Raw genomic sequence first — 26,617 nt, 5'->3', positions numbered from 1 at the left:
TGAGCTTATCATGGATGCTATCGTCTCTATCCGCCGTGCCAAAGTTTTAGTTGATTTGGCAAACCAAAAGATAGAGCGCGCAGTTGTAAAAATAGACGGTATCAGCGAAGATGAAAAAGAGTTTATGAAGCCTTTTATTGCTAAACTTGCCAAAGTTGAAGTTGTAGAGTTTAGCGATACTAAAATCGAAAATGCCGTGAGTGATATCTCTGCACTTTGTGAGACTTTTATACCGACAAGTTCTATCGATTTGGCACCGATTATCAACCGTCTAACAAAGCAGGATGAAAAACTTCAAAAAGAGATAGATAAACTGGGCAGTATGTTAAATAATGAGAGATTTGTCGCAAATGCACCGGAAGATGTTTTAGTAAAAAACCGTGAACTATTGGCAGATGCGATGGATAAACAAGAAAAAGTAAGAGAGCAGTTAAATTCACTGAAGAGCTAAAATGAACAAAATATTTGAGCCTAAACTTTTTACTCTGCTCAAATCAGGAATAAGCAAAGAGCAGCTTATCTCCGACATCTTTGCCGGCATTGTTGTCGGCATTATTGCATTACCGCTTGCCATTGCCTTTGCCGTTGCATCAGGCGTTTCTCCCGAAAAAGGACTTATTACTGCCGTAGTTGCCGGTTTTCTCATCTCGTTTCTCGGCGGAAGCAGAGTGCAAATCGGCGGACCCACGGGTGCTTTTATAGTTATCATATACGCCATTGTCGAGAAGTACGGAGTCGATGGACTTATTATCTCAACCGTAATGTCGGGACTTATCCTTATAGCATTCGGACTGCTCAGACTCGGCACACTTCTAAAATATTTTCCGCATCCTCTTATCGTCGGATTTACAAGCGGGATTGCCGTAGTAATATTTTCGACACAGATAAAAGACGCTCTTGGACTTGATATTGAAAAACTCCCATCCGAATTTTTCCAAAAGTGGGTAGTATATTTTTATAACATCGGCAGCACAAATCTCTACGCACTTATCATAACCGTTGCGACAATACTAATAACCCTATATTCAAAAAAAATAACGACTAAAATTCCGGGTTCGTTTATCGCTATAATTTTTGTCACTTTTATTGTTCAAGCGGCAAATATTCCGGTTACAACCATTGAGTCGTTTTTTGGCGAAATACCAAACACTTTTTCTTTTTCGCTGCCTACTTTTGATATAAACAACCTTCACCTGTACATAGCTCCAGCCCTGACCATAGCACTTCTTGGCGGAGTAGAATCACTCCTCTCGGCAGTCGTATCTGACGGTATGATAAGCGCAAACCATCGCTCAAACACGGAACTTATTGCTCAAGGCATCGCAAATGTAGTAACTCCGTTTTTTGGCGGCATTCCTGCAACGGGAGCTATCGCCAGAACTGCAACAAATGTAAAAAACGGCGGAAGAACCCCGATTGCAGGGATAGTTCATGCCCTAACTCTGCTGCTGATTATGCTTGTTTTTGCAAGTTATGCAAAACTGATTCCTATGGCGTGTTTGGCGGGAATCTTGATTGTAGTTTCATATAATATGAGTGAGTGGCGCTCTTTTGTCTCGATTTTAAGAGGTTCTTCTTTTGACATCATAGTACTTCTTAGCACTTTTTTACTTACAGTATTTGTCGATTTAACGGTAGCTATAGAGATTGGAGTTGTTTTATCTTCACTTCTGTTTATGAAGAGAATGGCGGACATCGGCATAAAAACTCCATCTCAAATCGACAGCGATGTTCTTGAAGATTATTCATATTTACCCAAAGGCATATCAGTCTATGAAATAAGCGGTCCATTCTTTTTTGCTTCCGCTAAACAATATTCAGAAGTAATAAAAAACATAGGATTAAAAAGCAATATTTTGATTATTCGTATGCGACATGTCCCTTTTGTCGACTCTACCGCACTTCACAACTTTGAAGAGACAATAAAAACTTTGCAAAATTCAGGCATAAAACTCCTCTTATCGGGGGTAAATGCATCTGTTCATAACGACTTAAAAAAGTACAAAATAACTTCATTAATCGGGGAAGAAAATATACTCGACTCTTTTGACAAAGCCCTAAAGCATGCTAAAAATATAAATTTTACAAATCCTCTTTAGGTTCGCTAAAATAGAAACCTTGAGAATACTCGATTCCAAGCTCTTCCACTTTTGCTTGAACTTCTGCACTATGGACAAACTCTGCTATGATTTTAATATTGCTTTTTTTACACAATAACACGATAGCTTCTACTATGATTAAACTATTTTTATCGGTTAAAATATTTTTTATAAAAGAGCCGTCAATTTTTAAATAATCGGGTGAAAACTCCAATAGTCTTGATAAATTTGAACTCTGGCTTCCAAAATCATCAATAGCTATCTTAAACCCGTAACTTCTTAACGAATTAAGCTGAGATATGATATCCGGCGAACTTAACGAATCTATATCTTCAAGAATCTCTAAAACAACACTAGAGGGATTGATACCGTTTTTTTTAGCATGTTTTAGCAAAAATTCTTCCAAATAATTTAAGTACAAATCCGTTTTTGTAATATTTACGGAAAACTCATATTCGGTACCGCCAAACCTTTTAAAACTCTGTTCTATAATGGTTCTTGTAACGAGCGAAAGAGTGCCCGTTAAGCGTGAAGCCTCCATAAATCTTATAGGCGGAACGACTATTCCGTTATCGAAAATTCTAACCAAACACTCATACTTCTCTATTTTTTTTGTTTTATTATTTATTATAGGCTGAAAATAAGGCAGCAGCTTCTCTTTCTCAAACGCATCTTTTATCTTATGTATCCAGTAAACATTCTCTTCTTGTTTTTTAATGTATACAGAGTTTGAATCATAAATTTTGTAAGAACCTCTGCTATGTTCTCTTAACTCTTTTATTGCACATTTTGCCTGATTTAGTATTTGGCTGCCCTTGCCGGTAGAAATCCCGATACTTATAGAAGCCCTTGTAGATATATCACTATCTACCGCTATCTCCATCTGATCAAAAAAAGAGACCATAGAACTCGCCACATCGGCAAGTCTGCTTTGACTCATATCTTCTAAAGAGACTACGGCAAACTCATCTGAATTTATTCTAAATAACTTGGATGTCGTGGGTTTTGATTTGATGATTAATTTTGCAATTTCAACTAAAATTTTATCACCATACTCAAATCCATAGGCGTTATTGAAATTGCTAAAATTATCTATGTTTATTAAAAATAGATTTGCAAATCGGGCACTATCCAAATAATCAATAAGAGCAAATCTATCATCCATGCTTGATAGGCAATTTCTATGTATCGTTTTCATTATTTCAACTTTTATTATTTTTTACTACGATATAACTCTGCGGCTGCAGAGATCTATACTTGGGCATACTCATACCGATAGTTGCATCTATGTAAGTCGGATCTGCAATAACAAAATTTCTACTACCTGCAGTTATCTTATCACCATCTAGCGGAATATAAAGCGCCGTTGCCATGTGATCTTTATATTTTACACCCAAAACATTTATATCAAACAGCTCTTTTACCAAGTAGGCAAACAGCACGGCCCTATCTTCACAATCAGATTTGTCAAAGTAAAGAGTTTCTTGCGCAAACATAACTTTTTCTCTACCGAACTGCCTATTATCCTGCTCATACTTAAAAGATTTTTGAACAAAGTTAAGCACAAAATTTATAGCCTCGCTTGCTTTTTTACCGTCAATATGTTTCTTAAGTTCAGTTGCCAAATCAGCATAAGTTTTACTATCCAGCGGCGCATTAAAAAATGTCTCATAATCAGCTTGAGGATATGTTGCCATAAAATCTATAAGATTTTTGTTATAGGTTATAGGTATATTATAAATAATTCCAAACTGAGAGAATGTCAGACTTTTACTCTCTCTCTTCTCTTTAAAATTAGGAAGAGTTTCTAAGGATAAATCAAGCGCTTTTGTAGCACCCTGATACTCCTGCTTATAAGAGTAAACTTTTCCAAGATTGCCTTTTGCGTAGTTTGAAACTACATAATATTTTTTATTTTCAAAGCTGTAATTTGGTGTAGAGTATATAATTTTTTGGGAGTGATGCATCAAAACTGTATGATTGTCTGCTAAACCTATTTTTACCGCATACCCCATCTTGTTAAATAAAAACCAACTAAGAAGTTTAGAGTTATCTTGATTTGTAGTTGCTTTATCTGAAAGTTTGGTAACTAAAAGATAAACACCCCAATCATTTAGATTCATAGATTTTGAGATTTTTTCTATTTCTAAAAGAAGAGTTTCATATTCGCTTGATGCGGCACTGTTAAAAAAGTTTGCTATCCCTGCTTGTGTTGCGGGAGAAAAATTGGCATTTTTTATACCGCTTGGAATATTAAATCCCAAAGTTGAGCCGTAAAAATCAAAGGAGATATCTTTTCGCTCCGTTGAAGAAACGATAGGCTCCTCTCTTTTTTCGTCTTCTTTTATCGCTATAACTATTTTTGGACCGACAGGCTCCATCTCTTGAGGCTTTGTGGAATCAATTTCTACCGGTTTTGGAGTTTCATATAAAGAGACGGGTGCAAGAGCATTATACGCCTGCCACTCCTGCTTTAGATAGTTGCTAAAAGCGGTATCTCTCTCATCTTTATATGTTTGAAAGGATTGTATCTGAGATTTTTTATAATCTTTAAAATTTTTAAAGCTCTGCTCTGCATTTAGTGCCGTAAAGCCCACAAAGAGTATTAAACTAAAACGGCCAAGCAGCCTGTATAATTTTTGTTCCCCAACCCTGTTTTGTTGCACGATCAACGTCCCCTTCTGTTTTATAAAGAATCTTCGCATCACTTATTTGTGAAGAGCTAATTCTATTGTATTGATCTATATCGTATGGACGAATAACTCCGCCGATTTGTACGATTTGCTTTTGATCATCGACCAAAATCTCCCTTTTACCGGAGATAAAATAGTTCCCGTTTTGTAAAACTTTAACTATTCTAGCCGATACCGTTGTTGTAAAAGAGGCATCTCTTGTTGAACTCCCCTTGCCTGTATACGCACTTGTAGAAGTGGCTCCAAATCCGACATTTGTCAAACCGTTTAATTTTTTTGCGGCTGAACTTACGGCAGAGTTGCCTCCTGCTGCCGTAAATGTACCTCCGCCTAAACCTAAAGAGTCATCTTCGCTAAGCTGTTTAGACCCGTTATTTGTACTTTTGGCATTTTCAGATATAACAACAGTTACGACATCATTTACATGCATCGCTTTATGGTCGGTAAAGAGAGGATTTTCCCCTTGCCCAAAGATACTGCCGACTGACGCAAAATCTTGCTTATCCTCACGTGAAGGCATCTGTTCAACATACGCAGGAGGTTCAAACTCAATCTCCGGATCCGTTAAATTTGCAGTACACCCTGAAAAAAAAAGTATAGCATAAGTGGGCATTAAAAATATTAAAAATTGTTTCATAATCGTCATCTCTTTGATATAAGGTGGTATTAGATATAATGATAGCAATAATAGTTCCATAAAAAGGTAGGATGATATGCGCTTAAGAGACAAAATAAACGAAGATGTAAAAGAGGCTATGAAAGCTAAAGACGCAAAAAAAAGAGATGCGCTTAGACTTCTTATGAGTGCTTTTAAGCAGATAGAAGTTGATGAGCGCAAAGAGTTAAGCGATGAAGATGTTATAAAAATAATCCAATCTCAAGTTAAAAGAAGAGACGATGCGGCAATGCAGTATAGAGATGCAGGACGAGAAGATTTGATGCAAATTGAGCTTGATGAGATAGCTTACTACAAAGAGTATCTGCCGGCTCAACTAAGCGACGATGAACTAACCTTGGCACTAAAAGAGATAATAACAAAAGTCGGTGCAACAACTCTAAAAGACATCGGTAAAGTTATGGGAGCGGCAAGTAAAGATTTATCAGGCAAAGCCGACGGCAAAAGAATAAACGAGTGTGCGAAAAGTTTGCTTAGTTAAAAGAGTTTATTGGGGGCAAGGGGTAAAAACCCCTTGGCGTCACTTAAGTAACGGTGCAAAAATACACATAAGCAGTATTGCGAATACAAGCTTATCCATAAAGAACCCCCTCTAAATGTGAACTTTAGAGGACAAAAAAAAAGGCTAGCGGTTCATGACTCCCACTAGCCTTACTTTGTCGCTCCATCGTTCACATGAAGAAGATTGTATTCGCATTAAAATTTTAACCGATTAAATTTAACAAGTCAAGGTGATGATATTTTTTTAAAGATTACCAAACTTCAGTTTTCTAAGCGCGGCTTCCTCATCATCTTCTCTCATCAAAGATTCACCGACTAAAAATGCGTCCACTCCGATTTTAGCCAAATCTTCAAGCTGTCCATGTTCATATATTCCGCTCTCGGCAACGATTACTTTGCCGTTTGGTATCATCGGAACCAACTCATAAGAGAGATTCATATTCATCTCAAAAGTTTGAAGATTTCTATGATTAATCCCTATAATGTCGCTTCCTGCATAGATGGCTTTAACCAAATCTGTTTTATCGTGAACCTCAACCAAAGCTTCCATACCCAAATGTCTTGTATATCCCAACAGCTCTTTTAACTCACTCTTGCTAAGAGCCGCCGCGATAAGAAGTATAAAGTCGGCACCGTGAACCATAGCCTCTAAAATCTGATATTTCGTAACAATAAAATCTTTTCTAAGCAGCGGGATAGAGACATACCTTCTTATTTGACCAAGATAATCCAAACTGCCTTGAAAAAAGTGAGGTTCCGTTAACACGGATATAGCACTTGCTCCTCCTCGCTCATAACTCTGCGCGATTGCGACCGGATCAAAATTTTCACGAATAACCCCTCTTGAAGGAGATGCTTTTTTTACCTCTGCAATGATTCTGTATGGATTATCAGGCGTCGAAGCAAGATAAGGAAATACATCTCTGGGCGCTCTTGCGTTAAAAGCCAGTGAACGCCCCAACCAATCAAGCGAAAATTCCTTCTCTCTTTTTATAACATCTTCTCTTGTTTTTTTAATTATTTCATCTAATATCATTTTACTTTTTCACCTTTTTTATTTTTTATACACTCTTTTATCTTTTCGATATGCTCTATAACTTCTTCGTTGTTGCCGCCATCCATAGTTGCTACTTTTTTCATAATCTCATCTGCCTTCTCACACTCGTTAAGTTTATAATAACCCCATGCAAGCGAATCAAGATAGTAGGGAGAATTTGGCTCTATTTTTAGCGCTTCTTCCACATACTTCATCCCTTTTTTAACATTTATGTCATGGTCTATAAGAAGATATCCGAGATAATTTAAGTACATACCCTCTTTTTTAACCGTTATGGCTTCTTCTAATTTTTTGACTACGCTCTTATGCATATCGCTGTCATTTTTGTTTTGACTGCCTTCATACTCAAAAATAGCACTCTGTGCCAAAAATGTCAAATCACCGCTATTCTCATACAGTTCTTTTGCCAAAGTCGATGCTTTTTTATAATTTTTAGCCTGAACATAAAACTGCAACAACAACTCATCATCCGCTTTGCTCTCTTCTAAAAACTCGACTATTTTTACAAAATCTTTTTTATAACCGTATATTTGAACTATTTTTTGAGCGATTTCTTTACTGCCGTCCATCTTATAGAGTCTTAGGTAAGTTGATAAAAGTCCTTCTATATTATTATCGTTGCTATAAAATCCTAAGAGCTTAGAGCATATTACTTCTGAACATCCATGTATCCTTGAGTAAGTCTCTAACTGTGCTATGGCATCTTTTTTTCTATCAAGATTGACATACAATATTATCGCCATCTTCTCTAATATCAACTCGTCATACTCTTTGATATACGCACCCTCAAGATATCTAAGAGCAGCGTCATACTCTTTTAGCTTTATATATATTTCACTTAGCATAAGATAGTCATCCGTACTTTTTGATGTTTCAACCAACTTATTTGCAAGCTCTTTTGCATAAACCAAATTATCATCTTTAACAAGTGCGGCTATCTTCATTCTAGCAAGTTCAAAATCTACTATTTTGCCTTTAGTTATTTCATCAACTCTTCGAATAACTCTCTCATTTTCATTTGCCGTTAAGTCATCTCTCAGGGAGCGGTAGAAATACTCTTTTTTTCCTGTTTGTTCATATAGAGTGTTAAATAAAACCGATGAACTGTTATAGTCTCCTAACTCTTCAAGGTAAAGCGCGCTAAGAATAAATATATCCTCGTTTGCAAATTTTTTCTCGCTACTTTTTATTTGTAAACCGTCTTTCATACTAAAACAGCCGCTAAAAAGAGCGATGCCTGCCGCCAATAGAACTATATTTATATAATTACGCATCAATTATCCCGGGACATTCAAGTTTCAACTCATCAACCCTATCTTTAAAGTAATCCCAAAAAGGAAATGTTATACACTGCGTCGGTCGCGCCTCATAAATCGTACACCCGTTTGACACTCTGTCATAAAAGGCACACTCATAACTCTCGCCTATTTTTCTCTCTTTTATCGAGTATTTGTATCCGTTTTTATAAAGATATTTTTGCATAAACTCTTCGGTATCCAAACCTATAAAATTAGCAATTTTTTCTATCTCCTGCGTACTTACATATATGTATCCGCTCTCGCCCGTACAACATCTAGCACTGCATGCCGAGCATGCAGAAGCATCAAAGGAGTAGTTGTAACCCTCTTTTTTAATTATATTTGACATTTTATACTCTGTGTCCGTGCTTTTTTATATATCTCTTTTGCTTTTTGTGAAAGCTCTTCACCCTCAAAACTGATAAACGGCGGCCATATTTTCATAAGGGACTTTGAACCGTTTCTTGCATGCACCATAACCAACGATGATACTCTATCTATCTTTGGATGTATAAACTGCACATCCACCGCTCTCATATTGACCTTATCCAGCCCCGCGCAAATCGCTCCGAACTGAGATGCATCATAGCAGAAGATAAAATGAGAGTTTGGTTTTAAAACCCTAGAGACCTTTTTAAAAAATCTATCTATAGGCAAGTTGATATTATAGCGTGCATGAAACAACATCTCGTTTTGGCTTTTTGTTACCCCGTCATGATAAAACGGAGGATTTGAGATGATATAGTCATATTTTACATCTTCATCAAGTTCCAAAAAATCACTTTTATGAATTTTATACTCTATTTTATTAACTCTTGCATTAATAGTTGCATACTCTACAAATGTTTTTTGCTTCTCAACCGCTTCTAGTTCAACTTTTTCATTGTCTCTTGCAACCAAAAGCCCGACAACACCGCAACCTGAGCCGACATCCAAAACCCTGCCCTTTGGTTTAAATGAAGAGATAAAATCATACAAAAAGATGGAGTCACTGTTGTAACAATAACCTGAATCCGGCTGATAAAGAATCATCAAAAACCTTTTAGAGTATAATTTGCGTAATTATATCTCAAAGGGTTTAAATGATAATTATTCCGGCAAGACTTGCTTCAAGCAGATTCCCGCAAAAAGTGTTAGCAGACATAGGCGGTCTGCCTATGGTGGTTAGAACTGCACAAAGAGTTGCCCATCTTGATAGAGTCGTAGTTGCGGCAGATGATGAGATTATAATCTCAGTCTGCAAAGAGTACGGCATTGAAGCGATGCTAACATCAACTACGCATAAAAGCGGGACAGACCGCATAAACGAATGTGCAAATATTTTAAATTTAGATAATGATGAACTTATCATAAATGTTCAAGCGGATGAACCTTTCATTGAGGGTGAAGTTGTTGAGATGCTTATAAAAAGATTAAAATCATTGAAGCAAAATAACGAACCGTTCATTATGGCAAGTTGCTTTAACTCCATAAACAATGAAGCTGCGCAAGACCCGAATTTGGTAAAAGTTGTTTTAGACGACAAAGAGAATGCTATCTACTTCTCTCGCTCGCCCATACCGTACAACAGAAGCGGCGGAGCAAACTATTTCGGTCACATAGGCATCTACGGATTTAGTAAAAAAAGCCTTCATGAGTTTTGCAACTTAAATGACGCACCGATAGAAGATATTGAAAAACTAGAACAGCTTCGTGCTATTTATCATCAAAAAAAGATAAGTATGGTTAAGGTTGCAAGTACGGGATTTGGTATAGATACGGAAGAAGATTTAAAAAGAGCGGTGGAGATTTTTCTATAGAGAACAAACGAAGCAAAGCTTCGTTTGGTTGATTTAGATATTATCTCTAATACCCAAATCTGTTACAAGTTTAAGATAAGCATCTTTATCTGTTCTTTTAAAGTATTTCATAAGACGACGGCGTTGTCCTACTAATTTTAAAAGGCCTAGTCTTGAAGCGTGATCTTTTGTGAATGTTTTTAAATGCTCAGTTAGTTGAGAAATTCTCTCACTTAATAATGCAATTTGAACTTCACAAGAACCTGTGTCGTTTTCAGTGCGACGATATTTTGCAACAATTTCTTGTTTTTTAGCCGAATCTAAAGCCATAATAGCCTCCAAAAGGTATATTTAATCTAACAGTCACACATTATGTGTATAAAGTTGAGGCGAAATGATATCTTATTTATCCTTTTATTTCAACTTCTTTTGATATAATCAACAAAAAATAAATTAAAGTAATCAATATGTTAATAACTCGTGCCAGTGAATACGCAATACTCTCTCTTATAGTTTTATCAAAGGCCTCATCTCCGATGGATAGTGAGACGCTCTCAAATCAGCTCTCGATTCCGAAAAGTTTTTTAGCAAAAATCCTCCAAGCAATGGCAAAACACGGTATTTTAAAATCGTACAAAGGCGTAAACGGAGGCTTTGCGCTTGCATTAGAGCCTAAAAATATAAATATGCTCGATGTTATGTCATCCGTTGAAGGAAAAGCACCTGCCGTTTTTGATTGCGCTCCCTCGATGTACTCTTGTCCATCTGGCAAAGCGCCTCTATGCTCATTGTGGCCTTTTTTAAATAAATTGCAAGGCAAGATAGACTCCTTTTTAGCGGATTTAACTTTAGCGGATATATTAGAGTAAAAATTGGCAAAGAAACTTACTACTAGACAGCAAATCGGTACAACTTTAAACTTTTTGCTTGGAAAAAAAGATTTAAGCGTAGTAATTTTTGTAATGGCTATTTTGGCTATTATTATCGTTCCGCTGCCCTCTGCAATACTCGATGTTTTACTTACCGTCTCTATGGCATTGGCGGTACTCATTTTACTTATTTCACTCTATGTTCCAAAACCGACGGATTTAACTACATTTCCGACTCTCATTTTAATCATAACACTCTTTAGATTGTCGCTAAATATCGCTACGACCAGAATGATTTTAAGTCATGGACATGAAGGACCAAAAGCTGTCAGCGATATCGTAACTAGCTTTGGAAACTTCGTTGTCGGCGGAAACTTTGTTATAGGAATTATAATTTTTTCTATTTTGGTTCTTATCAATTTTATGGTTATAACTAAAGGTTCAACAAGGGTTGCGGAAGTTGCAGCTCGTTTTACGCTTGACTCTATGCCCGGTAAACAGATGGCAGTTGATGCAGACCTTAATGCAGGACTCATCGATGATGCAGAGGCTAAAAGAAGAAGAGCAGAAATCCTTCAAGATGCAAACTTTTACGGAGCTATGGACGGATCTAGTAAGTTTGTAAAGGGTGATGCGGTTGCCGGTATAATCATCACTCTTATAAATATCATAGGCGGATTTCTCATAGGTGTTTTTCAACATAAAATGAATATGAGCGACAGTGCCGCTACATTTACGCTTCTAACTATCGGTGACGGCTTAGTCGCACAGATTCCGGCACTTATAATCTCTACTGCAACCGGTATCATGATTACACGCTCTTCAGGCGACGGCGATAACTTTGCAGAGGGTACGATTAACCAAATCATGGGTAATGCAAAGATTATGATGATAGTCGGTTTCATTATGATTCTTTTTGCTCTTGTTCCGGGTCTTCCGACTCTTTCTATGGGATTTGTGGGAATTATGTTCGCACTTCTTGGCTGGTCGATTTATAAGTACGAAAGAGGCGAATTGAGTATACTTAATGTTGATAGTATATTAACACCCAAAGAAAAAGAGGCTCAAGCAAAAGAGAAAGCTGCTGCTCGACCTGCAAAATCAAATGAAGAGATAGCAAAAGATGAAGAAAATGCACTTGCAGATATCTTAAAAGTCGAAATGCTCGAACTAACACTCGGTTATCAGCTTATCCGCTTAGCCGATAGCACACAGGGCGGAGATCTACTTGAGAGAATTCGCTCAATGAGAAGAAAAATAGCATCCGATTTTGGTTTTTTAATGCCTCAAGTTCGCATCAGAGACAACCTGCACCTACAGCCGCAACAGTACCAGATTCTTCTAAAAGGTATCTCCATCGGCGAGGGTAAAATCATGCCCGATAAATTTTTGGCGATGGATAGCGGAATGGCAACGGGTGAAATAAAAGGTGAGCCGACAAAAGAACCCGCATTTGGACTTGATGCCATATGGATATCTCCTGAACTAAAAGAGGATGCAATCATCAACGGCTATACCGTTGTAGACCCTGCTACGGTCATCTCTACCCATATGAGCGAACTTGTAAAGAAAAATGCTGAAGATCTGTTAACTCGTCAAGAAGTTCAAACTTTAGTAAATAAAATTAAAGGTGATTTCCCTGTTATAATAGAGGATGTTTTAAAAGTCGCTTCTATCGGACTTATTCAAAGAGTTCTTAAAGCTCTACTACATGAGAAAATTCCTCTTAAAGATATGCTTACAATTTTAGAAACTATTGCAGACATTGCAGAGTATACTAAAAATGTTGACATTATTACAGAACAAGTTCGTGCCAGACTATCTCGCATAATTACTCAGATGTACTCTAGTGATGACGGCGTCATAAGACTGCTTACTTTTGACACTTCATCCGAACAGCTAATGCTGGAAAAATCTAAAGAGCGTGACGGGACGAGAACTCTTGCACTCAATGTCGGTGAAATCAATGCTCTGGTTCAAGCAACAAGTGCTAAAGCGGCGGAACTGCTGCAAAAAGGGATATCTCCTGTCGTAATCATAGTCGATCCGCAACTTCGCCGAGGCGTTGCAGAGATATTTGAGAGATTTTCTCTTGATGTCGTTACACTCTCACATGCCGAGATAGACTCCAGTGCTACTTTTGAAGTAATGGGCTCTATCTCGATAAATAAACAAAAATAGAATTAACCCAAGGAAAAAAAATGAGTAAAACAATACACCATCTCTCACATACAGATTTAGACGGCTATAGCTGCCAATTAATTATGAAATACACTCCATATACACTCTTTAACTATAATGCAAATTACGGCGCTGAAGTAAAACAGACGCTAGAGTTGATTTTACAAAATATAAACAAAGATGATAAAAGTGCCACTATTTTAATAACCGACTTAAACTTAACCGCCGATGAATCACGATGGCTTAATATGGAGATTATTAAACTAAACGAAAACAAAAAAGATATAACACTCCTGCTTCTTGATCATCACGGTACCGGTGAAGATAGCGCGCAAAAATACCCTTGGTACTATTTGGACACTTCAAGATGCGCTACAAAAATCACTTACGACTACGCAAAAGAGCATTTCAATTTAGATGCGCCGTCATGGATGGAAAAATTTGTAAATATCGTAAATGCCGTTGATTTATGGAAGATGGAAGAAGTAGAAAATTTTGAATACGGAAAAGTCTGCATGCGCCTTATTTCCGAAGCAAGAGAGTTAAATAAAATTATGTTTCCTGAAGCGGACAACAGCTACAAAATATCTCTTTTGCATGAAGCGACAAAATATATAGACAAAACGGATGCCCCAATTATTTTAGATGACAATATTCATATGTTAAAGAAAACTTTTTTTAAAAAAGAACAAAACGATACTATTGATAATCTAAGCACAAAATATATAGTCTCACTGCTCGGCGAAGCAAAAGCTGAAAAAACCATCTACTATAAGGGTTATAAGGGTTATTTGAGTTACGGTGTGGGTAATACTTCGATAGTTGGAAACGGTTTCTTGCTGACATACCCTGAGTATGATTTTATAATTGATGTAAGCTATAGAGGCACGCTGAGCTTAAGAGCAAACAACGGCGTAAATGTTGCACTGATTTCAAAAGAGTGGACTGGCGGAGGCGGACATCCAAACGCTGCAGGCGGACGCATCATAGGGTTTAAAGAGCAGTATAGATACGATTTAGTAAAACAGCAGATAGAAAAAATAATAAATGAGAAAGAGGCGGTTGCGGGGGAGTTAGAGTACAAAAAAGAGGTTTAGCCTCTTATTTGCAATTGGCAAAATATCTCTCAATTCCATCAGCCAACCCTTTTGCCAATATTTTTCTATACTCATCGCTTGCAAGCCTTGTGCCTTCCTCGGGGTGAGATAAAAACCCGACTTCAACTAACACGGATGGCATCTGGGCGCCGACCAAAACCCAAAAAGGTCCCTCTTTAACTCCATTGTCGTTGACATTTTTATATTTTTTACTTACTGCTCCAAGCATACCTCTTTGCAAATCAATTGCCAATTTATTTGATGCCAGTATATTGTGATGATTTAGCAGATTAAGATAGCTGTCTTTTCCGTACATATTCATATCGCTCATATCCGCCGAGTTCTCTTGTGCGGCAACATTTTTTGCTCTGTCCGAACGAGACGGGGAAAGAAAAAAACACTCAATTCCATGAACACTGTTTGCATTTCCGTTACCAACCGCATTGGCATGAACACTCACAAAGATATTTGCGCCTTTCTCATTCGCAAACTTTGTTCTATCGCTTAATTTTACAAATTTGTCGCTATTTCTTGTCATATAAACTTTGTAACCGCGAGATTTTAAATTTTTTTCCAACTCTTTTGAAATATCAAAAACAACTGCTTTTTCTCTATAATTATTGTATCCGATAGCACCCGGATCTTCGCCGCCGTGCCCTGCATCTATAACTATAACCCTATCTTTACCTTTTTTGCTTGGCTGAATATTAGTAATGACTTCCGGAATTTTTTGTGATTCTAACTGAAAATTTATCTCAAGCGTTCTTGCATCGATATTATGGCTAATTTTGATATCCGAACTGTTCTCAATAACCAATCTTAAACTTTCCGGATCATATTGAGACAATTTTATCATATCGATTTGAGCTTTATTAATATTATGAGCCTTTATCAACATTGATGTTTTAATATCAAAAATATATCTATATCTCTTTTTAACCTTATCATGATTAGTAAGGTAATTGACCTGTCTGTCCTTTATCTCTCTGTCAAATGTTAAAAAAAGCCTATTTTCATCCCATCGAACCGATTCTAACTTATGCAAAGGATCTACATGCACATTCTTAATGTTTTTGGTTTCTTTCATAGGTTTTGATTCAGGCGCATGATAACTATTTGTTGAAGATAACTCTTGAAGTTCTTTTGAATATTTGGACACATCTATGCTTAGCACGGTACCGCTCTTTACTATACCTTTTAAAGATTGAAGTTTTAGGTTAGAGTCATTTTCCGTTATAGCACGAAGATAGAGATTTTTATAGTCGTCATAAGCACGAATTTGATTGCTCTGATCTCCGGAGACCATAAAAGAGTCGGCTCGTTTTAAAATCTCGCTGTTGCTTATAGCTTCCAGCGAAACGGCAAAAATTAAGAGTAAAAGTAGTAAAAAAAAACGAGTCATAATCTAATTATTCACCTTGAATAAGTTTGTTCATCAACTCTTTTACTGAAATTATTTCATCAACTCTATATCCGTTCGTTCCTGAGAAAAAGAGTCCTGTTTCCGTGTTGCCCTCGTATGCGTCGCTGAGTCTATCTGCTATACAGTAACCGACCTCTTTTGCCTCTTCACCGCGATTACAAGGTGCAACACAGTTCGAGATACATTTAATTGCAGGTCCCTCTCTATTTTCTACCAACCTTGTCAGGTTTGTTCTTATTCCCTGAGCCGGATATCCGACCGGAGAAGAGAAGAGTTGAATATCCTCTTTTTTACACTTTAACAAAATATCTTTAAAATTCTGATGCGCATCGCACTCATGGGTCGCTATAAAACGAGTTCCCATCTGAACGCCCCCTGCACCAAGAGAAAACATCTGCTCAATATCGTTTTTATCCCAAATACCGCCTGCGGCAATTACCGGAATATCTCCCCACAAAGCTGCTTCTTCAACAACGGGTTTAACCAAATTTTCCAATTGGTTCTCTTCCAACGAACACTGCTCATAGGTAAATCCTTGATGTCCGCCGCTTTTTGGACCCTCAAGAACTACTGCATCAGGAAGCCTGTTGTATCTTTTTTGCCATCTTTTACAGATGATTTTAAGCGCTTTTGCAGATGAGACGATAGGAACAAGTGCTACATCGGGATACCCCTCCGTAAACTCCGGCATATTCGTAGGAAGTCCTGCACCGGTAATGATGATGTCTATTCCGCTCTCACAAGCATCTTTTACGACTCGTTCATAATCATTGATAGCATATAAAATATTTGCGGCAAGCGGTTTATCGCCGCATATAGCTCTTGCACTCTTTATAATTGCGTCAAAACCCTCTTTTGAGTAAAAACCAAGGGTATCAAGCGGTCTTCCGGCAACTAGCTTTGCGGCATAATGTTTATTTTTATAATAACCCGTACCGACTGCACTGATTACGCCCAAACCACCCTCTTTTGAGACATTGCCTGCTAGCTGATCCCAACTTATACCGACACCCATCCCGCCTTGAACTATAGGTTTTTCTATAATATATTTACCGATTTTCAATGATTTGAAGCTCATTAGTTCACCTTTAGTTTAGCAAATTTTCTTTTTCCGACTTGAAGTATATACTCCCCACTTACTAATTGTAACTGCTCGTCGCTGACTTTTTCTTGATTTATTTTAACAGCACCTTGCTTAATATCTCTTCTTGCTTGAGAAGTTGAGGGCGTTAAATTGCAATCTACGAGAGCTTTTGCTATCCAAACTTCTGTGTCACAGCTAAACTCATCTATTTCCGTCGGGATTTGATTGTTTGAGTGTACTCTGTCAAACTCATCTTTTGCACTCTTTGCAGCCTCAATTGAGTGAAATCTAGCAGTTATCTCTAAAGCTAAATCTTCTTTAACGCTTTTAGGATGCAAAGAACCGTTTGCTACTCCATCTTTTAAAGCTTCTATTTCATCTAATGTTTTTGCGCTCAAGAGTTCATAATATCTCCACATCAACTCATCAGAAACGCTTAATACTTTTCCAAACATATCGTTTGGCTCATCTGCTACGCCTATGTAGTTGTTTAGAGATTTACTCATCTTTTGTACGCCGTCTAGTCCCTCTAAAATAGGCATCATAAGAACCGACTGCTCTTTTCCTATCTCATAGGCTCTTTGAAGATGTCGTCCCATCAAAAGATTGAACTTCTGATCGGTTCCGCCTATCTCTATATCGCTTTTTAAATGTACGCTGTCATAACCTTGAAGCAGCGGATAGATAAATTCGCTGATTGATATAGAAGTTCCGCTTTTGTATCTTTTGTCAAAATCATCTCTCTCAAGCATTCTTGCAACATTAAATGTTGTAGTTAGGGACAACATTCCTGATGCTCCAAGCAGATTTATCCACTCCGAGTTAAAAACAACTTCCGTTTTAGAAGCATCCAAAATCTTAAAAACCTGCTCTTTATAGCTTTTTGCATTCTCCCCAATTTGAACGGCACTCAAAGTTTTTCTTGTAGCACTTTTTCCTGTCGGATCTCCGATTTGAGCGGTAAAATCACCGATTAAAAACTGGATGGTTGCACCATATTTTTGAAAAGTCGCAAGTTTTTGCAGCAGTACCGTATGACCAAGATGTAAATCAGGCGCAGTCGGATCAAAACCGGCTTTTACAGTATATGTTTTACCCTCTTGTAAATACGCTTTTAATAATTTTTCGATTCCTTCGCTGTCTATTATTTCAGCGCTGCCTCTTCTTATCTCTCTTAGAGCTTCTTGTAACATAATATATATTTCCTATTTAATTTTATCTATAAGCATCATCGGTGCGAATAAGATGTATAACTTTTATTTTTTGCTCAATTTTAACACGAAGTGAGTTAATATCGGCTTCTTTTGACTCAAACTCTATCTCACAATATCTTGTAGACTCACTTCTATTTTTTCCTAGCTCAATTTGGTTAATGTCAATTTTTAACTTTGCTAAAAAATTTAAAAATTCTGCTAAAGTACCGACACCGCTATGAAGCGAAACAATCATATTGTAGTTGAAAACATTTATTTTTTCCCATCTAACAAAAACCATCGGCTCTTTTGCTTCAAGTTTCTTAATGGCGGTTTTACACATTTTATGATGTACATGCGCTTTGCCTTTTTCCAAAAAAGCCATTACCTCATCACCGTTTTTCGGATGACAACAGTAGTCAAACACGACATCGCTTACAGAAGATGCGCTATATATCTCCAACCCTTTAAAGCTGTAGAGTTTTAGTTTAAATCTATGTCTGGATAAAAAGGTTTTAAAGCGGTTATTTTGACCTATATCCATAATGTATTTATGAATTACCTCACGAAAATGCTCTATATCGGTTGCGATAGCGGCTCTTTTATCACAGCCGTTTTTATCAAACCACTCTTCGACTCTCGAACTGCTTAGATTCATAGCCGTTGCTACAATATTTACGCTTGATTTTGAATCTACTTCTCTAACCCTTGCGTTACAAATATATCTCATATTTGTTTTTGCTTTTGATGTTTTGACTGCATCAATCCAACTGCATCTGGTTATACTGTTTTCATCAACTTCTACTCTTACTATATCTCCGTTATGAAGCTCGTTTATAAGCGATGTTTTCACTTTATTTACCAAAGCCGATTTTGCATGATTTCCTACATGCGTATGTACCGCATAAGCAAAATCAAGTACGACCGCACCTCGAGGAAGCGTAAAGGCGTCGCCTTTTGGCGAAAATACGGATATATCTTCACTGTAGAGATCATTTTTTATCAAATCATAAAACTCTTCGACGGATTCATTTTGGTAGCCTAGATTATGCAGCCAATCCAACTTAATGTTATCATTTCCGCCGCTCTTATACTTCCAGTGCGCTGCAACACCAAGTTCTGCCGTTTTGTGCATATCATATGTTCTAATTTGCACTTCAAAAATAGCGGTGTTATGAAAAACCGTCGTATGAATCGTTCTGTATCCGTTATCTTTAGGTACCGCTATATAGTCTTTAAACCTCGAAGAGAGAGGCTTGAAATGAAGATGGATAAGTCCTAAAATATTGTAACACTTTACGGCATCGTTTGTTAAAATTCTAATCGCCAAAAGGTCTAGTATCTCTTCAATACCAACACCTTTTCTCTGCATTTTAAGGTAAATAGAGTATCTATGTTTTACGCGGGATAGTATCTCAAAATCATCTTCGCAAAACCCGTTTTGAACCAATACTTTATTTATCATCTCCTTAAACTCATTAAGTTTCATCTCAATAGCATGATAGTGTGTATCAAGATAGCTGTCTATTTGCCGTTTTTCTTCTTTAAAAAGATATGAGAAACTCAAATCTTCTAATATATTTTTCAAAAAAGAGATACCCAAACGATGTGCTATAGGTGCGTAAACGACAAGTGTCTCTTCGGCTATTCTTTCCTGTTTTTGAGCAGAGAGAGCATCAAGAGTAAGCATATTATGAAATCTGTCGCAAAGTTTTACGACCAAAACCCTGACATCTTTTATACTCGCCAAAAGCATTTTACGAAAAGAGAGTGCAGAGACTACTAAACGCTCGTTTGAATTAGATGGAATTAGCTCAACATCTCTTATGCTGTCTATTTTTGTAAGACCCTCAACAAGATGTGCAACATCTTCTCCAAAGAGCCTATTAATCTCATCAATGTTTATTTGAGTATCTTCTACGACATCATGAAGAAGTGCCGCTATCGCCATAGCTTCATCATCCGAGATGGATGAGACGATACCTGCTACTAAGATTGGATGGATTACATACGGCTGCCCGCTTTTTCTAAACTGTTTTTCATGTGCTGTTTTAGAGTATTCTAATGCTTTTTTTAAAGTATCGCTTGCGGGAATCTGTGCGAAAAGATAAGCAATTGCCGAGTCAACATCATCAATATGTTTTATTTTTTCGATATCCATTTGACTCGAGCTCAATTTACTATTTTTTTATGTCAACAAAGCCTTTGATTGTTATAAGGCCCTCTGCTATTTCCATTAGAGCCAAATCAGCTACTTTAACATTTTTTGAAACATTTAACTTGCTTATCGCGCCGTTTAAAAGCTGATCCGTTCTTTTTGACACAGCTATAGCTAACTGGTAACGATCCATTCTTGGATTGTTATCTAAAATTTTCGCTGTTAATTCTTCTACTTTCATTTTATCTCCTTAAGATTATTTGACTATTGAGCAGTTTTGCATATTGCCGTTTTTTATGATATCCAAAAGATTACCTTTTTTAAACATATCACATACTAAAATAGGGAGTGAATTATCTTTTGCAAGTGCAATAGACGTGTCGTCCATTACTTTAATATTGTCGCTTAACGCCTGCTCGTATGTTAATTCCGGTAATTTTACTGCATCGCTGTATTTATTTGGGTCTTTATCGTAAACGCCGTCAACTTTCGTAGCTTTTATGATAACCTCGGCACCGATTTCAACTGCTCTTAGAGTAGCAGCGGTATCCGTTGTAAAAAACGGATTTCCAGTTCCTGCCGCAAAAATCACGACTCGACCTTTTTCTAAATGACGGACTGCACGACGATTTATATAAGGCTCGGCAATTTGTTCCATTTTAATAGCCGTTTGCATACGAACTTGGAGACCCGCATGTTCACAAGCCTCTTGCATAGCCACTCCGTTGATTACGGTTGCCAACATTCCCATATAATCACCCGAAGTTCTTTTAATGATTCCGTCTTTAGCCGCCGTAACACCGCGAATAATGTTACCGCCGCCGATAACGATTCCAACTTCAATACCGGCATTTACCAATGACTTAATCTCTTGAGATATGTAGTTCAAAATCTGCGTGTCAATTCCATGACCTGCTTCGCCTGCAAGAGCTTCACCTGAAAACTTTACCAAAACCCGTTTGTTAGCCATGCAATTCCTTTGTTAAAATTACGCGAATTATACTTAAACTTCTCTTTGATATTGCTTTGAAAAAAGTGCTGTTCTCTCGTGACATTTGACAATCCTTGGTTGTAAAGTTATAATTAACTCAAAAAATAGGCAAAGAGATGAAAAAAATATTTTTAGGTTTAATTTTATTTGCAACTTGTATGTTTGCAGATAAAATTACTATTTTTGCGGCAAGTGATTTAAAGTTTGCGCTTGATGAGATAAAGACGGAGTTTTTAAAGCAAAACACAAAAGATGAAGTAGAGATGATTTACGGCTCATCCGGCAAAGGGATGACACAAATAGCAAACGGCGCGCCCTATCATCTCTTTTTTTCGGCAGATATGGATTTTGTTGAAAAGCTTTACAAAAGCGGCGATATCACTACAAAACCAAAACCGTATGCACTCGGCAGAGTAGTGATTTGGAGCAAACACAAAAACTTCAAGCCTGAGCTTGGATTTGAAAACTTAAAAGCTCCTTGGGTGGATAAAATAGCTATCGCAAACCCATCTCACGCACCCTACGGCGAAAAAGCAAAACAGGCGATGGAAAAATCAGGCATCTATGAAAGTCTAAAGTCAAAATTTGTTTTAGGCGAAAATATCTCTCAAGCCGCAGGATTTATCTCAAGCGGTGCGGCTGATATCGGCATAATCGCTCTTTCACTCGCACTCTCTCCTACCATTGCAAATACACCCCAAAACAACTATTTTTTGATAGATGACAAACTTCATAGTCCGCTTATACAAGGATACGGCATAACGAAAATAGGTGCAAAAGAGCCGCTTACTAAAAAATTTTATGAATTTATTCAAACGAAAGATGCAGATATAATTATGAAAAAATATGGGTTTGAAACAAAATGAATATCTTAAAAGCAACCATAGTATCCATAAAGCAAGTCGATGAGTTGATGCTGATTTTCTTAGATGCAGAGGGTCATATTTTTAACTCGCTTGTACTTAAAAACTCACTAGAAAACGAGTTTGAAGTAGGTATGTGCGTACATCTGATTTTCAAAGAAACGGAAGTAGCCCTTGCTACAAAAGAGTCAGTTGTTAGTGAGAGAAACGGTTTCGTTTCAAAAATCACACACATCGAAAACGGGAAACTGCTTGCAAATATAACACTTGATTTTTTTGATAACGGTATAAACGCCGTTATTACAAAAGGCGCGCTTCACGGACTTAAATGCAAGGTCGGCGATGAATTTAGATGGTTTGTAAAAGCAAACGAAGTTACTTTGCAAAGAATTTAAGATGGACGAATCTTTTTTGCAAACAATGAAGCTGACATTTGAGTTGGCTGCTATTACGACTTTTATTTTGCTTTTTATCGGTATTCCTTTAGGGTACTTTTTATCGCAAACTAAATCAAAACTAAAACCCGTTATAGAGGCTTTTGTCTCCATGCCTTTAGTGCTTCCGCCGTCTGTTTTGGGCTTTTACCTGCTTCTTGCGTTTAGTCCGAAAAATGCATTTGGTGCGTTTTTACAAGAAAAATTTGATATAAGACTTGTTTTTAGTTTTGAAGGATTGGTTATCGCTTCGATTATTTTTAGTTTGCCGTTTATGGTGCATCCGATTCAAAGCGGTTTTAGCGCCCTTAGCACTTCATTAAAAGAGGCTTCGTACACGCTCGGAAAGAGCCGATTTGAAACTCTTTGGTTTGTACTTTTACCAAATATAAGACCTTCTCTGCTTACTGCTTCTGTTATCACATTTGCCCATACTATCGGAGAGTTTGGAGTGGTTTTAATGATAGGCGGAAACATTAAAGGAGAGACAAAAGTAGCAAGTATCGCCATCTATGATGAAGTCGAGTCGCTTAACTACGCAGTTGCAAACCAGTACGCTTTTACTCTATTTATCATCACTTTTTCTATTTTGCTTTTTGTCTACGGGATAAATAAAAGTATGGTTAGAAGTGAGTTAAAATAACAAAAAAATATTGCAAAATGACATATTTTTTCATAAAATTTTTTTGAAATGTTAAGATAAATAAAATTTTCAAGGCAATAGCATGAATAATCTTGTAGCAATGGACAATCAAAGTAAATCAGGTATAGTAATTTACAGCGAAGGTGAATTAGAATTGAATGTTTCTGTTACAGAAGATACTCTTTGGCTTACGCAAAAACAATTAGGTGAGCTATTTAATGTTGAATCTCACAATATTACTTATCATATTCAGAATATTTACAAACAAAAAGAGCTTGAAAAAAATCCAACTACTCGAAAAATTAGAGTAGTTCAAAAAGAAGGAAAAAGGGAAGTAGAAAGAGATGTTGACCATTATCATCTTGATATGATTATCTCCATTGGGTATAGAGTAAATTCTGTTACTGCTACAAGATTTAGACAATGGGCGACATCTGTACTAAAAAGCTATATTCAAAATGGTTATGTTATCAATGGAGATAAAATTACAAACGAAAGATTTGTATCTTTAGAAAAAGAGGTAGCAGCACTAAAGTCTCAAATGGGAGAGTTTAAAGCACTTGTCAAAGATGACACCATAAAACCAAAAGAGGGGATTTTTTATGACGGGCAGATTTATGATGCTTATGCTTTTGTCAATGATTTGTTAAAGAGTGCAAAAAACGAAATAGTGCTGATAGATAACTATATCGACGACACTATTTTTACACTTTTTAGCAAATATCCAAATCTAAAAATCAAAATCTATACTCAGACTATCTCAAAACATCTAAAACTTGACTACCAAAAATACAATTCTCAATACAAAAATATAGAGCTTAAAGATTTTAAAGATGCTCACGATAGATTTATGATAATTGACTCTAAAGAGATGTATCATATCGGAGCTAGTCTTAAAGATTTGGGCAAAAAGTGGTTTGCATTTTCAAAGTTTGAGATAGACGCTTTGGATATCTTAAAAAAGTTAAATTAAAAATGGATAGCAAATAAAATGATAAAAATCAACATCAAAAAAAAGCTCAACACAGCAGATGGAGAAATAGTTTTAGAGGTCAATAAAGAGATAAATAACGGCGATTTTTTAACACTTTTCGGCAAAAGCGGAAGCGGAAAAACTACGCTTCTTCGTATTATCGCAGGGCTTGAGACACCAAGCAGCGGAGAGATAATAGTAGATGATGAAGTTTGGTTTGACAGCGCTAAAAATATAAACTTGCCGCCGCAGAAGCGAAATGTCGGGTTTGTATTTCAAGATTATGCGCTTTTTCCAAATATGAGTGTTAGGCAAAATTTGGAGTTTGCTCTAAAAAATAGAAATGAGAGCAAAAAAGTAGATGAGATTTTAGAGATTATGGAGATAACAAACCTCTCATCTATGATGCCTCACAACTTAAGCGGAGGACAAAAACAGCGAGTTGCAGTTGCAAGAGCTTTGATGAGCAATCCGAAAATGCTTCTTCTTGACGAACCGCTCTCGGCACTTGATTATATTATGAGAGCAAAACTTCAAGATGAGCTTTTAGCGGTTCATAAAAGATTTAACATCACATCCGTTTTGGTAAGTCACGACATAGGCGAAGTGTTTAAGCTCTCAAACCGCGTATTTAAAATTTCGCTTGGAGAGATTACGCATGAGGGCACTCCGACGCAAGTCTTTGCAAACCAAAATCTGAGTTCTAAATTTAAACTCACGGCAGAAGTACTGTCTATCAAAAAAAGCGATATTTTATATATCTTAGAACTCTTATCTCACAACGAAATCATCAAAGTAACGGCGACAAAAAGGGATATAGATAATATCTGTGAGGGAGATAGCGTGCTTGTCTCGTCAAAAGCTTTTAATCCTATCTTTACAAAGATATAAGCGACAAGTTATAATGCACCTTTAATTAGATTGCTTCGTCGCTTCGCTTCTCGCGATGACGGCAGCTTGTCATTGAGATTGCCGCGCTTCGCTCGCAATGACACAAGCGCAGCAATCTTACTGCATTTCATTATAAACTACTACTTTGTTTCGTCCATTTTCTTTAGCTCTGTATAGAGCCTCATCTGCACATCTGTATACATCGTTTACGCTGTTTATAAGTTCCGGTTTAATTACGATAAGTCCCATAGAGATAGTTACATATTTGCTTGCGGTGCTTTTTTTATGTTCAATTTTTTCCTCCTCAACTTTTTTTCTTATACCGTCTGCAAAATCAAATGCTTGAGAATCATCCAATCCCGTACATAAAACCCCAAACTCCTCGCCTCCGAGTCTAAAAGCAAAATCTCCTTCTCGTTTTAGAGAGTTCTTCAAACAATTTGCTACGGCTTTTAAAGCCTCGTCTCCTGCTTGATGTCCGTAGGTATCGTTATACTGTTTGAAATTATCTATATCTACAATAACAAAAGCGAGTGTCTGTCTTGCTCTTTTTTGTGCTTTTAAGAGATTGTCAAAAACTAAATCGAAATATCTTCTATTGTGCAAAGTAGTCATTGCATCGGTTATCGTCAGCTCTTCTATCTTGTTGATAAACTTCCTATTTCTCCTATAAAAAAGCACATTTATAAAAATAATAAATAAAATAGAGCAAAAGCCGGCTAAAATTATGAATATAGAGATTTCCCTATCTTTATTTAACCTTTTTTCCAAAATGTCATTTAGGTTTTTTAAATTTTCATTATACAAATCTATAATAAACTCAATATTTTTTGTCGCAATATTATAAATCTCACTAGCTTCATAAGAGAGATTTTCACCGCTTAAAAACTTATTGTTAGCAAGTCCTATTATCGCATCCTGTGCTTTTAAGGCTCCGTTATGAACCTCTTTTATTTTGTCACTGTCTCTGTTTTCATAATACCGTGATAGGTTATAGTTTAACTTCTCCAATTTTTCTTTTATCTTATTTTCTTGTGTTCCTATATACTCTCTTTGATTGGTTACTAAAACACTGTTTTGCGTAGATGAAGTCACTGCTCTTATCTGCCCGTTATACTCTATAAGCTCAGGCAACAAAAAGACAACATTGTCAATCAAAACATAAGAGTTCATATTGGGATCTAAAACAAGCTTGCAGTGATAAGATAGTCGATTTGAAAACTTCATAAAATCATGAATAACTTCGGTAAGATAATAGTAGTTTGTATATTCCAGCAGGTAGGGGTTGCCGAGAGAATCTATATATTTTAATATTTCGTTTTTAAAAGAAGTGTCATTTTCGATAAATGCAGAGTACTCTTTTAAAATTGCCAAATCTTTAGAGATATCCTCTTTTATGTTTTTTATATACTCTGTGGATTTTTCATCTGCATCTTCCGTACATATCAAACCCCTTAATTTTTGAATATTAAAAACGGTTCTCTCTATCTGCGCTATAACCCTTAGCCCCGTTATCTCATGAGATGTAAATTTTACACTGTCTCTAATATGAAAAAAAGCGTAAGAAAACATAACAACAATAGCAAGCACGGGCGCCACAGTCAGTGCTACGAAATAAGCAAAATTTTTATTTTTTTTGTTTTTGTTTATATCTTGAAAAATCATCTATTTCCCCCCCCACACATGTATATAAGAGGCATTGAAAAATCGTATCT

The 26,617-nt window shown here is 36.7% G+C and carries 26 protein-coding genes and 1 pseudogene; 12 read left to right on the top strand and 15 right to left on the bottom strand.

The window, feature by feature from the left end; genetic code table 11:
- Window positions 1–451: pseudogene (locus PHQ93_RS10100) on the top strand (valine--tRNA ligase); the annotation flags it as partial.
- A 1-nt stretch (window position 452) separates the two neighbouring features.
- The gene (locus PHQ93_RS10095) at window positions 453–2,099 is read left to right on the top strand and encodes a SulP family inorganic anion transporter (protein ID WP_299943954.1); all 1,647 of its coding nucleotides are present in this window, start codon (window positions 453–455) and stop codon (window positions 2,097–2,099) included.
- Here the strand turns inward: PHQ93_RS10095 and PHQ93_RS10090 are convergent.
- From PHQ93_RS10090 to flgH, 3 genes are read right to left on the bottom strand one after another with little or no spacing between them, the layout of a single operon-like run.
- The gene (locus PHQ93_RS10090; protein WP_299943951.1) at window positions 2,083–3,297 is read right to left on the bottom strand and encodes an EAL domain-containing protein; all 1,215 of its coding nucleotides are present in this window, start codon (window positions 3,295–3,297) and stop codon (window positions 2,083–2,085) included. The two genes, PHQ93_RS10095 and PHQ93_RS10090, sit on opposite strands and share 17 nt — an antisense overlap.
- 4 nt (window positions 3,298–3,301) lie before the next feature.
- Complete coding sequence (locus PHQ93_RS10085; protein ID WP_299943948.1) at window positions 3,302–4,765, bottom strand: hypothetical protein; 1,464 nt, start codon at window positions 4,763–4,765, stop codon at window positions 3,302–3,304.
- Complete coding sequence (flgH, locus tag PHQ93_RS10080) at window positions 4,710–5,429, bottom strand: flagellar basal body L-ring protein FlgH (RefSeq protein WP_299943945.1); 720 nt, start codon at window positions 5,427–5,429, stop codon at window positions 4,710–4,712. Before flgH ends, PHQ93_RS10085 begins: the two co-directional genes overlap by 56 nt.
- 76 nt (window positions 5,430–5,505) lie before the next feature.
- On the opposite strand from flgH, the gene PHQ93_RS10075 reads away from it, so the two are divergent.
- A complete protein-coding gene (locus PHQ93_RS10075; RefSeq protein ID WP_299943942.1) occupies window positions 5,506–5,949 on the top strand; it encodes a GatB/YqeY domain-containing protein in 444 nt (147 codons plus the stop codon).
- Between the two features lie 264 nt (window positions 5,950–6,213).
- Here the strand turns inward: PHQ93_RS10075 and trpC are convergent, their stop codons facing one another.
- The 4 genes from trpC to PHQ93_RS10055 are packed head-to-tail and all read right to left on the bottom strand — an operon-like array spanning window position 6,214 to window position 9,356.
- Window positions 6,214–7,005, bottom strand: a complete 792-nt coding sequence (gene trpC, locus PHQ93_RS10070; protein WP_299943940.1) for an indole-3-glycerol phosphate synthase TrpC — start codon at window positions 7,003–7,005, stop codon at window positions 6,214–6,216.
- Window positions 7,002–8,300, bottom strand: a complete 1,299-nt coding sequence (locus PHQ93_RS10065; RefSeq protein ID WP_299943938.1) for a hypothetical protein — start codon at window positions 8,298–8,300, stop codon at window positions 7,002–7,004. Before PHQ93_RS10065 ends, trpC begins: the two co-directional genes overlap by 4 nt.
- The gene (locus tag PHQ93_RS10060; protein WP_299943935.1) at window positions 8,293–8,673 is read right to left on the bottom strand and encodes a YkgJ family cysteine cluster protein; all 381 of its coding nucleotides are present in this window, start codon (window positions 8,671–8,673) and stop codon (window positions 8,293–8,295) included. The genes PHQ93_RS10065 and PHQ93_RS10060 overlap by 8 nt, the downstream gene beginning before the upstream one ends.
- The gene (locus tag PHQ93_RS10055; RefSeq protein WP_299943932.1) at window positions 8,661–9,356 is read right to left on the bottom strand and encodes a methyltransferase; all 696 of its coding nucleotides are present in this window, start codon (window positions 9,354–9,356) and stop codon (window positions 8,661–8,663) included. Before PHQ93_RS10055 ends, PHQ93_RS10060 begins: the two co-directional genes overlap by 13 nt.
- Window positions 9,357–9,406: 50 nt before the next feature.
- On the opposite strand from PHQ93_RS10055, the gene kdsB reads away from it, so the two are divergent.
- Window positions 9,407–10,123 carry a 3-deoxy-manno-octulosonate cytidylyltransferase gene (gene kdsB, locus PHQ93_RS10050; protein ID WP_299943929.1) on the top strand — a complete coding sequence of 239 codons (717 nt, stop codon included), beginning with the start codon at window positions 9,407–9,409 and terminating at the stop codon, window positions 10,121–10,123.
- A gap of 33 nt (window positions 10,124–10,156) precedes the next feature.
- Here kdsB and rpsO read toward each other — a convergent pair whose 3' ends face one another.
- Entirely contained in the window at window positions 10,157–10,432 is a 276-nt protein-coding gene (gene rpsO / locus PHQ93_RS10045) for a 30S ribosomal protein S15 (RefSeq protein ID WP_299914877.1), read from the bottom strand.
- A gap of 137 nt (window positions 10,433–10,569) precedes the next feature.
- Between rpsO and PHQ93_RS10040 the strand changes: the two genes are divergently transcribed.
- From PHQ93_RS10040 to PHQ93_RS10030, 3 genes are read left to right on the top strand one after another with little or no spacing between them, the layout of a single operon-like run.
- A complete protein-coding gene (locus tag PHQ93_RS10040) occupies window positions 10,570–10,971 on the top strand; it encodes an Rrf2 family transcriptional regulator (RefSeq protein ID WP_299914878.1) in 402 nt (133 codons plus the stop codon).
- Between the two features lie 3 nt (window positions 10,972–10,974).
- Window positions 10,975–13,152 carry a flagellar biosynthesis protein FlhA gene (flhA, locus tag PHQ93_RS10035; protein ID WP_299943926.1) on the top strand — a complete coding sequence of 726 codons (2,178 nt, stop codon included), beginning with the start codon at window positions 10,975–10,977 and terminating at the stop codon, window positions 13,150–13,152.
- 20 nt (window positions 13,153–13,172) lie between these two features.
- Window positions 13,173–14,249, top strand: coding sequence for a phosphoesterase (locus PHQ93_RS10030; protein WP_299943922.1), 1,077 nt, complete (start codon window positions 13,173–13,175; stop codon window positions 14,247–14,249).
- 4 nt (window positions 14,250–14,253) lie between these two features.
- Here the strand turns inward: PHQ93_RS10030 and PHQ93_RS10025 are convergent, their stop codons facing one another.
- From PHQ93_RS10025 to pyrH, 6 genes are read right to left on the bottom strand one after another with little or no spacing between them, the layout of a single operon-like run.
- The gene (locus PHQ93_RS10025; RefSeq protein WP_299943919.1) at window positions 14,254–15,651 is read right to left on the bottom strand and encodes an N-acetylmuramoyl-L-alanine amidase; all 1,398 of its coding nucleotides are present in this window, start codon (window positions 15,649–15,651) and stop codon (window positions 14,254–14,256) included.
- 7 nt (window positions 15,652–15,658) lie between these two features.
- Window positions 15,659–16,750, bottom strand: coding sequence for a nitronate monooxygenase (locus PHQ93_RS10020; protein WP_299943916.1), 1,092 nt, complete (start codon window positions 16,748–16,750; stop codon window positions 15,659–15,661).
- Window positions 16,750–17,949, bottom strand: a complete 1,200-nt coding sequence (gene tyrS, locus PHQ93_RS10015; RefSeq protein WP_299943913.1) for a tyrosine--tRNA ligase — start codon at window positions 17,947–17,949, stop codon at window positions 16,750–16,752. The genes PHQ93_RS10020 and tyrS overlap by 1 nt, the downstream gene beginning before the upstream one ends.
- A 22-nt stretch (window positions 17,950–17,971) precedes the next feature.
- Window positions 17,972–20,125: a RelA/SpoT family protein gene (locus PHQ93_RS10010; protein WP_299943910.1), complete on the bottom strand. Its 2,154-nt coding sequence runs from the start codon at window positions 20,123–20,125 to the stop codon at window positions 17,972–17,974.
- A gap of 4 nt (window positions 20,126–20,129) precedes the next feature.
- On the bottom strand, window positions 20,130–20,348 hold the full coding sequence (locus tag PHQ93_RS10005) for a DNA-directed RNA polymerase subunit omega (RefSeq protein WP_294879705.1): 219 nt from the start codon (window positions 20,346–20,348) through the stop codon (window positions 20,130–20,132).
- A 15-nt stretch (window positions 20,349–20,363) separates the two neighbouring features.
- Window positions 20,364–21,077 (bottom strand): UMP kinase, encoded by a 714-nt coding sequence (gene pyrH, locus PHQ93_RS10000; protein ID WP_299943907.1) that lies wholly within the window; start codon window positions 21,075–21,077, stop codon window positions 20,364–20,366.
- A 137-nt stretch (window positions 21,078–21,214) separates the two neighbouring features.
- Between pyrH and modA the strand changes: the two genes are divergently transcribed.
- The 5 genes from modA (at window position 21,215) to PHQ93_RS09975 (ending at window position 24,902) form a co-directional block, all read left to right on the top strand.
- Window positions 21,215–21,964, top strand: a complete 750-nt coding sequence (gene modA, locus PHQ93_RS09995) for a molybdate ABC transporter substrate-binding protein (RefSeq protein ID WP_299943904.1) — start codon at window positions 21,215–21,217, stop codon at window positions 21,962–21,964.
- Complete coding sequence (locus PHQ93_RS09990; protein WP_299943901.1) at window positions 21,961–22,356, top strand: hypothetical protein; 396 nt, start codon at window positions 21,961–21,963, stop codon at window positions 22,354–22,356. Before modA ends, PHQ93_RS09990 begins: the two co-directional genes overlap by 4 nt.
- A 1-nt stretch (window position 22,357) precedes the next feature.
- Window positions 22,358–23,038, top strand: a complete 681-nt coding sequence (modB, locus tag PHQ93_RS09985; RefSeq protein ID WP_299943898.1) for a molybdate ABC transporter permease subunit — start codon at window positions 22,358–22,360, stop codon at window positions 23,036–23,038.
- Window positions 23,039–23,120: 82 nt separating this feature from the next.
- Entirely contained in the window at window positions 23,121–24,011 is an 891-nt protein-coding gene (gene rhuM / locus PHQ93_RS09980; protein WP_299943894.1) for a RhuM family protein, read from the top strand.
- Between the two features lie 18 nt (window positions 24,012–24,029).
- Complete coding sequence (locus PHQ93_RS09975) at window positions 24,030–24,902, top strand: ABC transporter ATP-binding protein (protein WP_299943892.1); 873 nt, start codon at window positions 24,030–24,032, stop codon at window positions 24,900–24,902.
- Between the two features lie 117 nt (window positions 24,903–25,019).
- On the opposite strand, the gene PHQ93_RS09970 is transcribed toward PHQ93_RS09975, so the two are convergent.
- A complete protein-coding gene (locus tag PHQ93_RS09970; protein WP_299943889.1) occupies window positions 25,020–26,567 on the bottom strand; it encodes a GGDEF domain-containing protein in 1,548 nt (515 codons plus the stop codon).
- Window positions 26,568–26,617 lie beyond the last annotated feature (50 nt).

Source organism: Sulfurimonas sp. (genome assembly GCF_028714975.1).
In the GTDB taxonomy this organism is placed as follows: domain Bacteria; phylum Campylobacterota; class Campylobacteria; order Campylobacterales; family Sulfurimonadaceae; genus Sulfurimonas.
The sequence above is the reverse complement of the archived record's forward strand: the minus strand, read 5'-3'. Positions and strand labels throughout refer to the sequence as shown.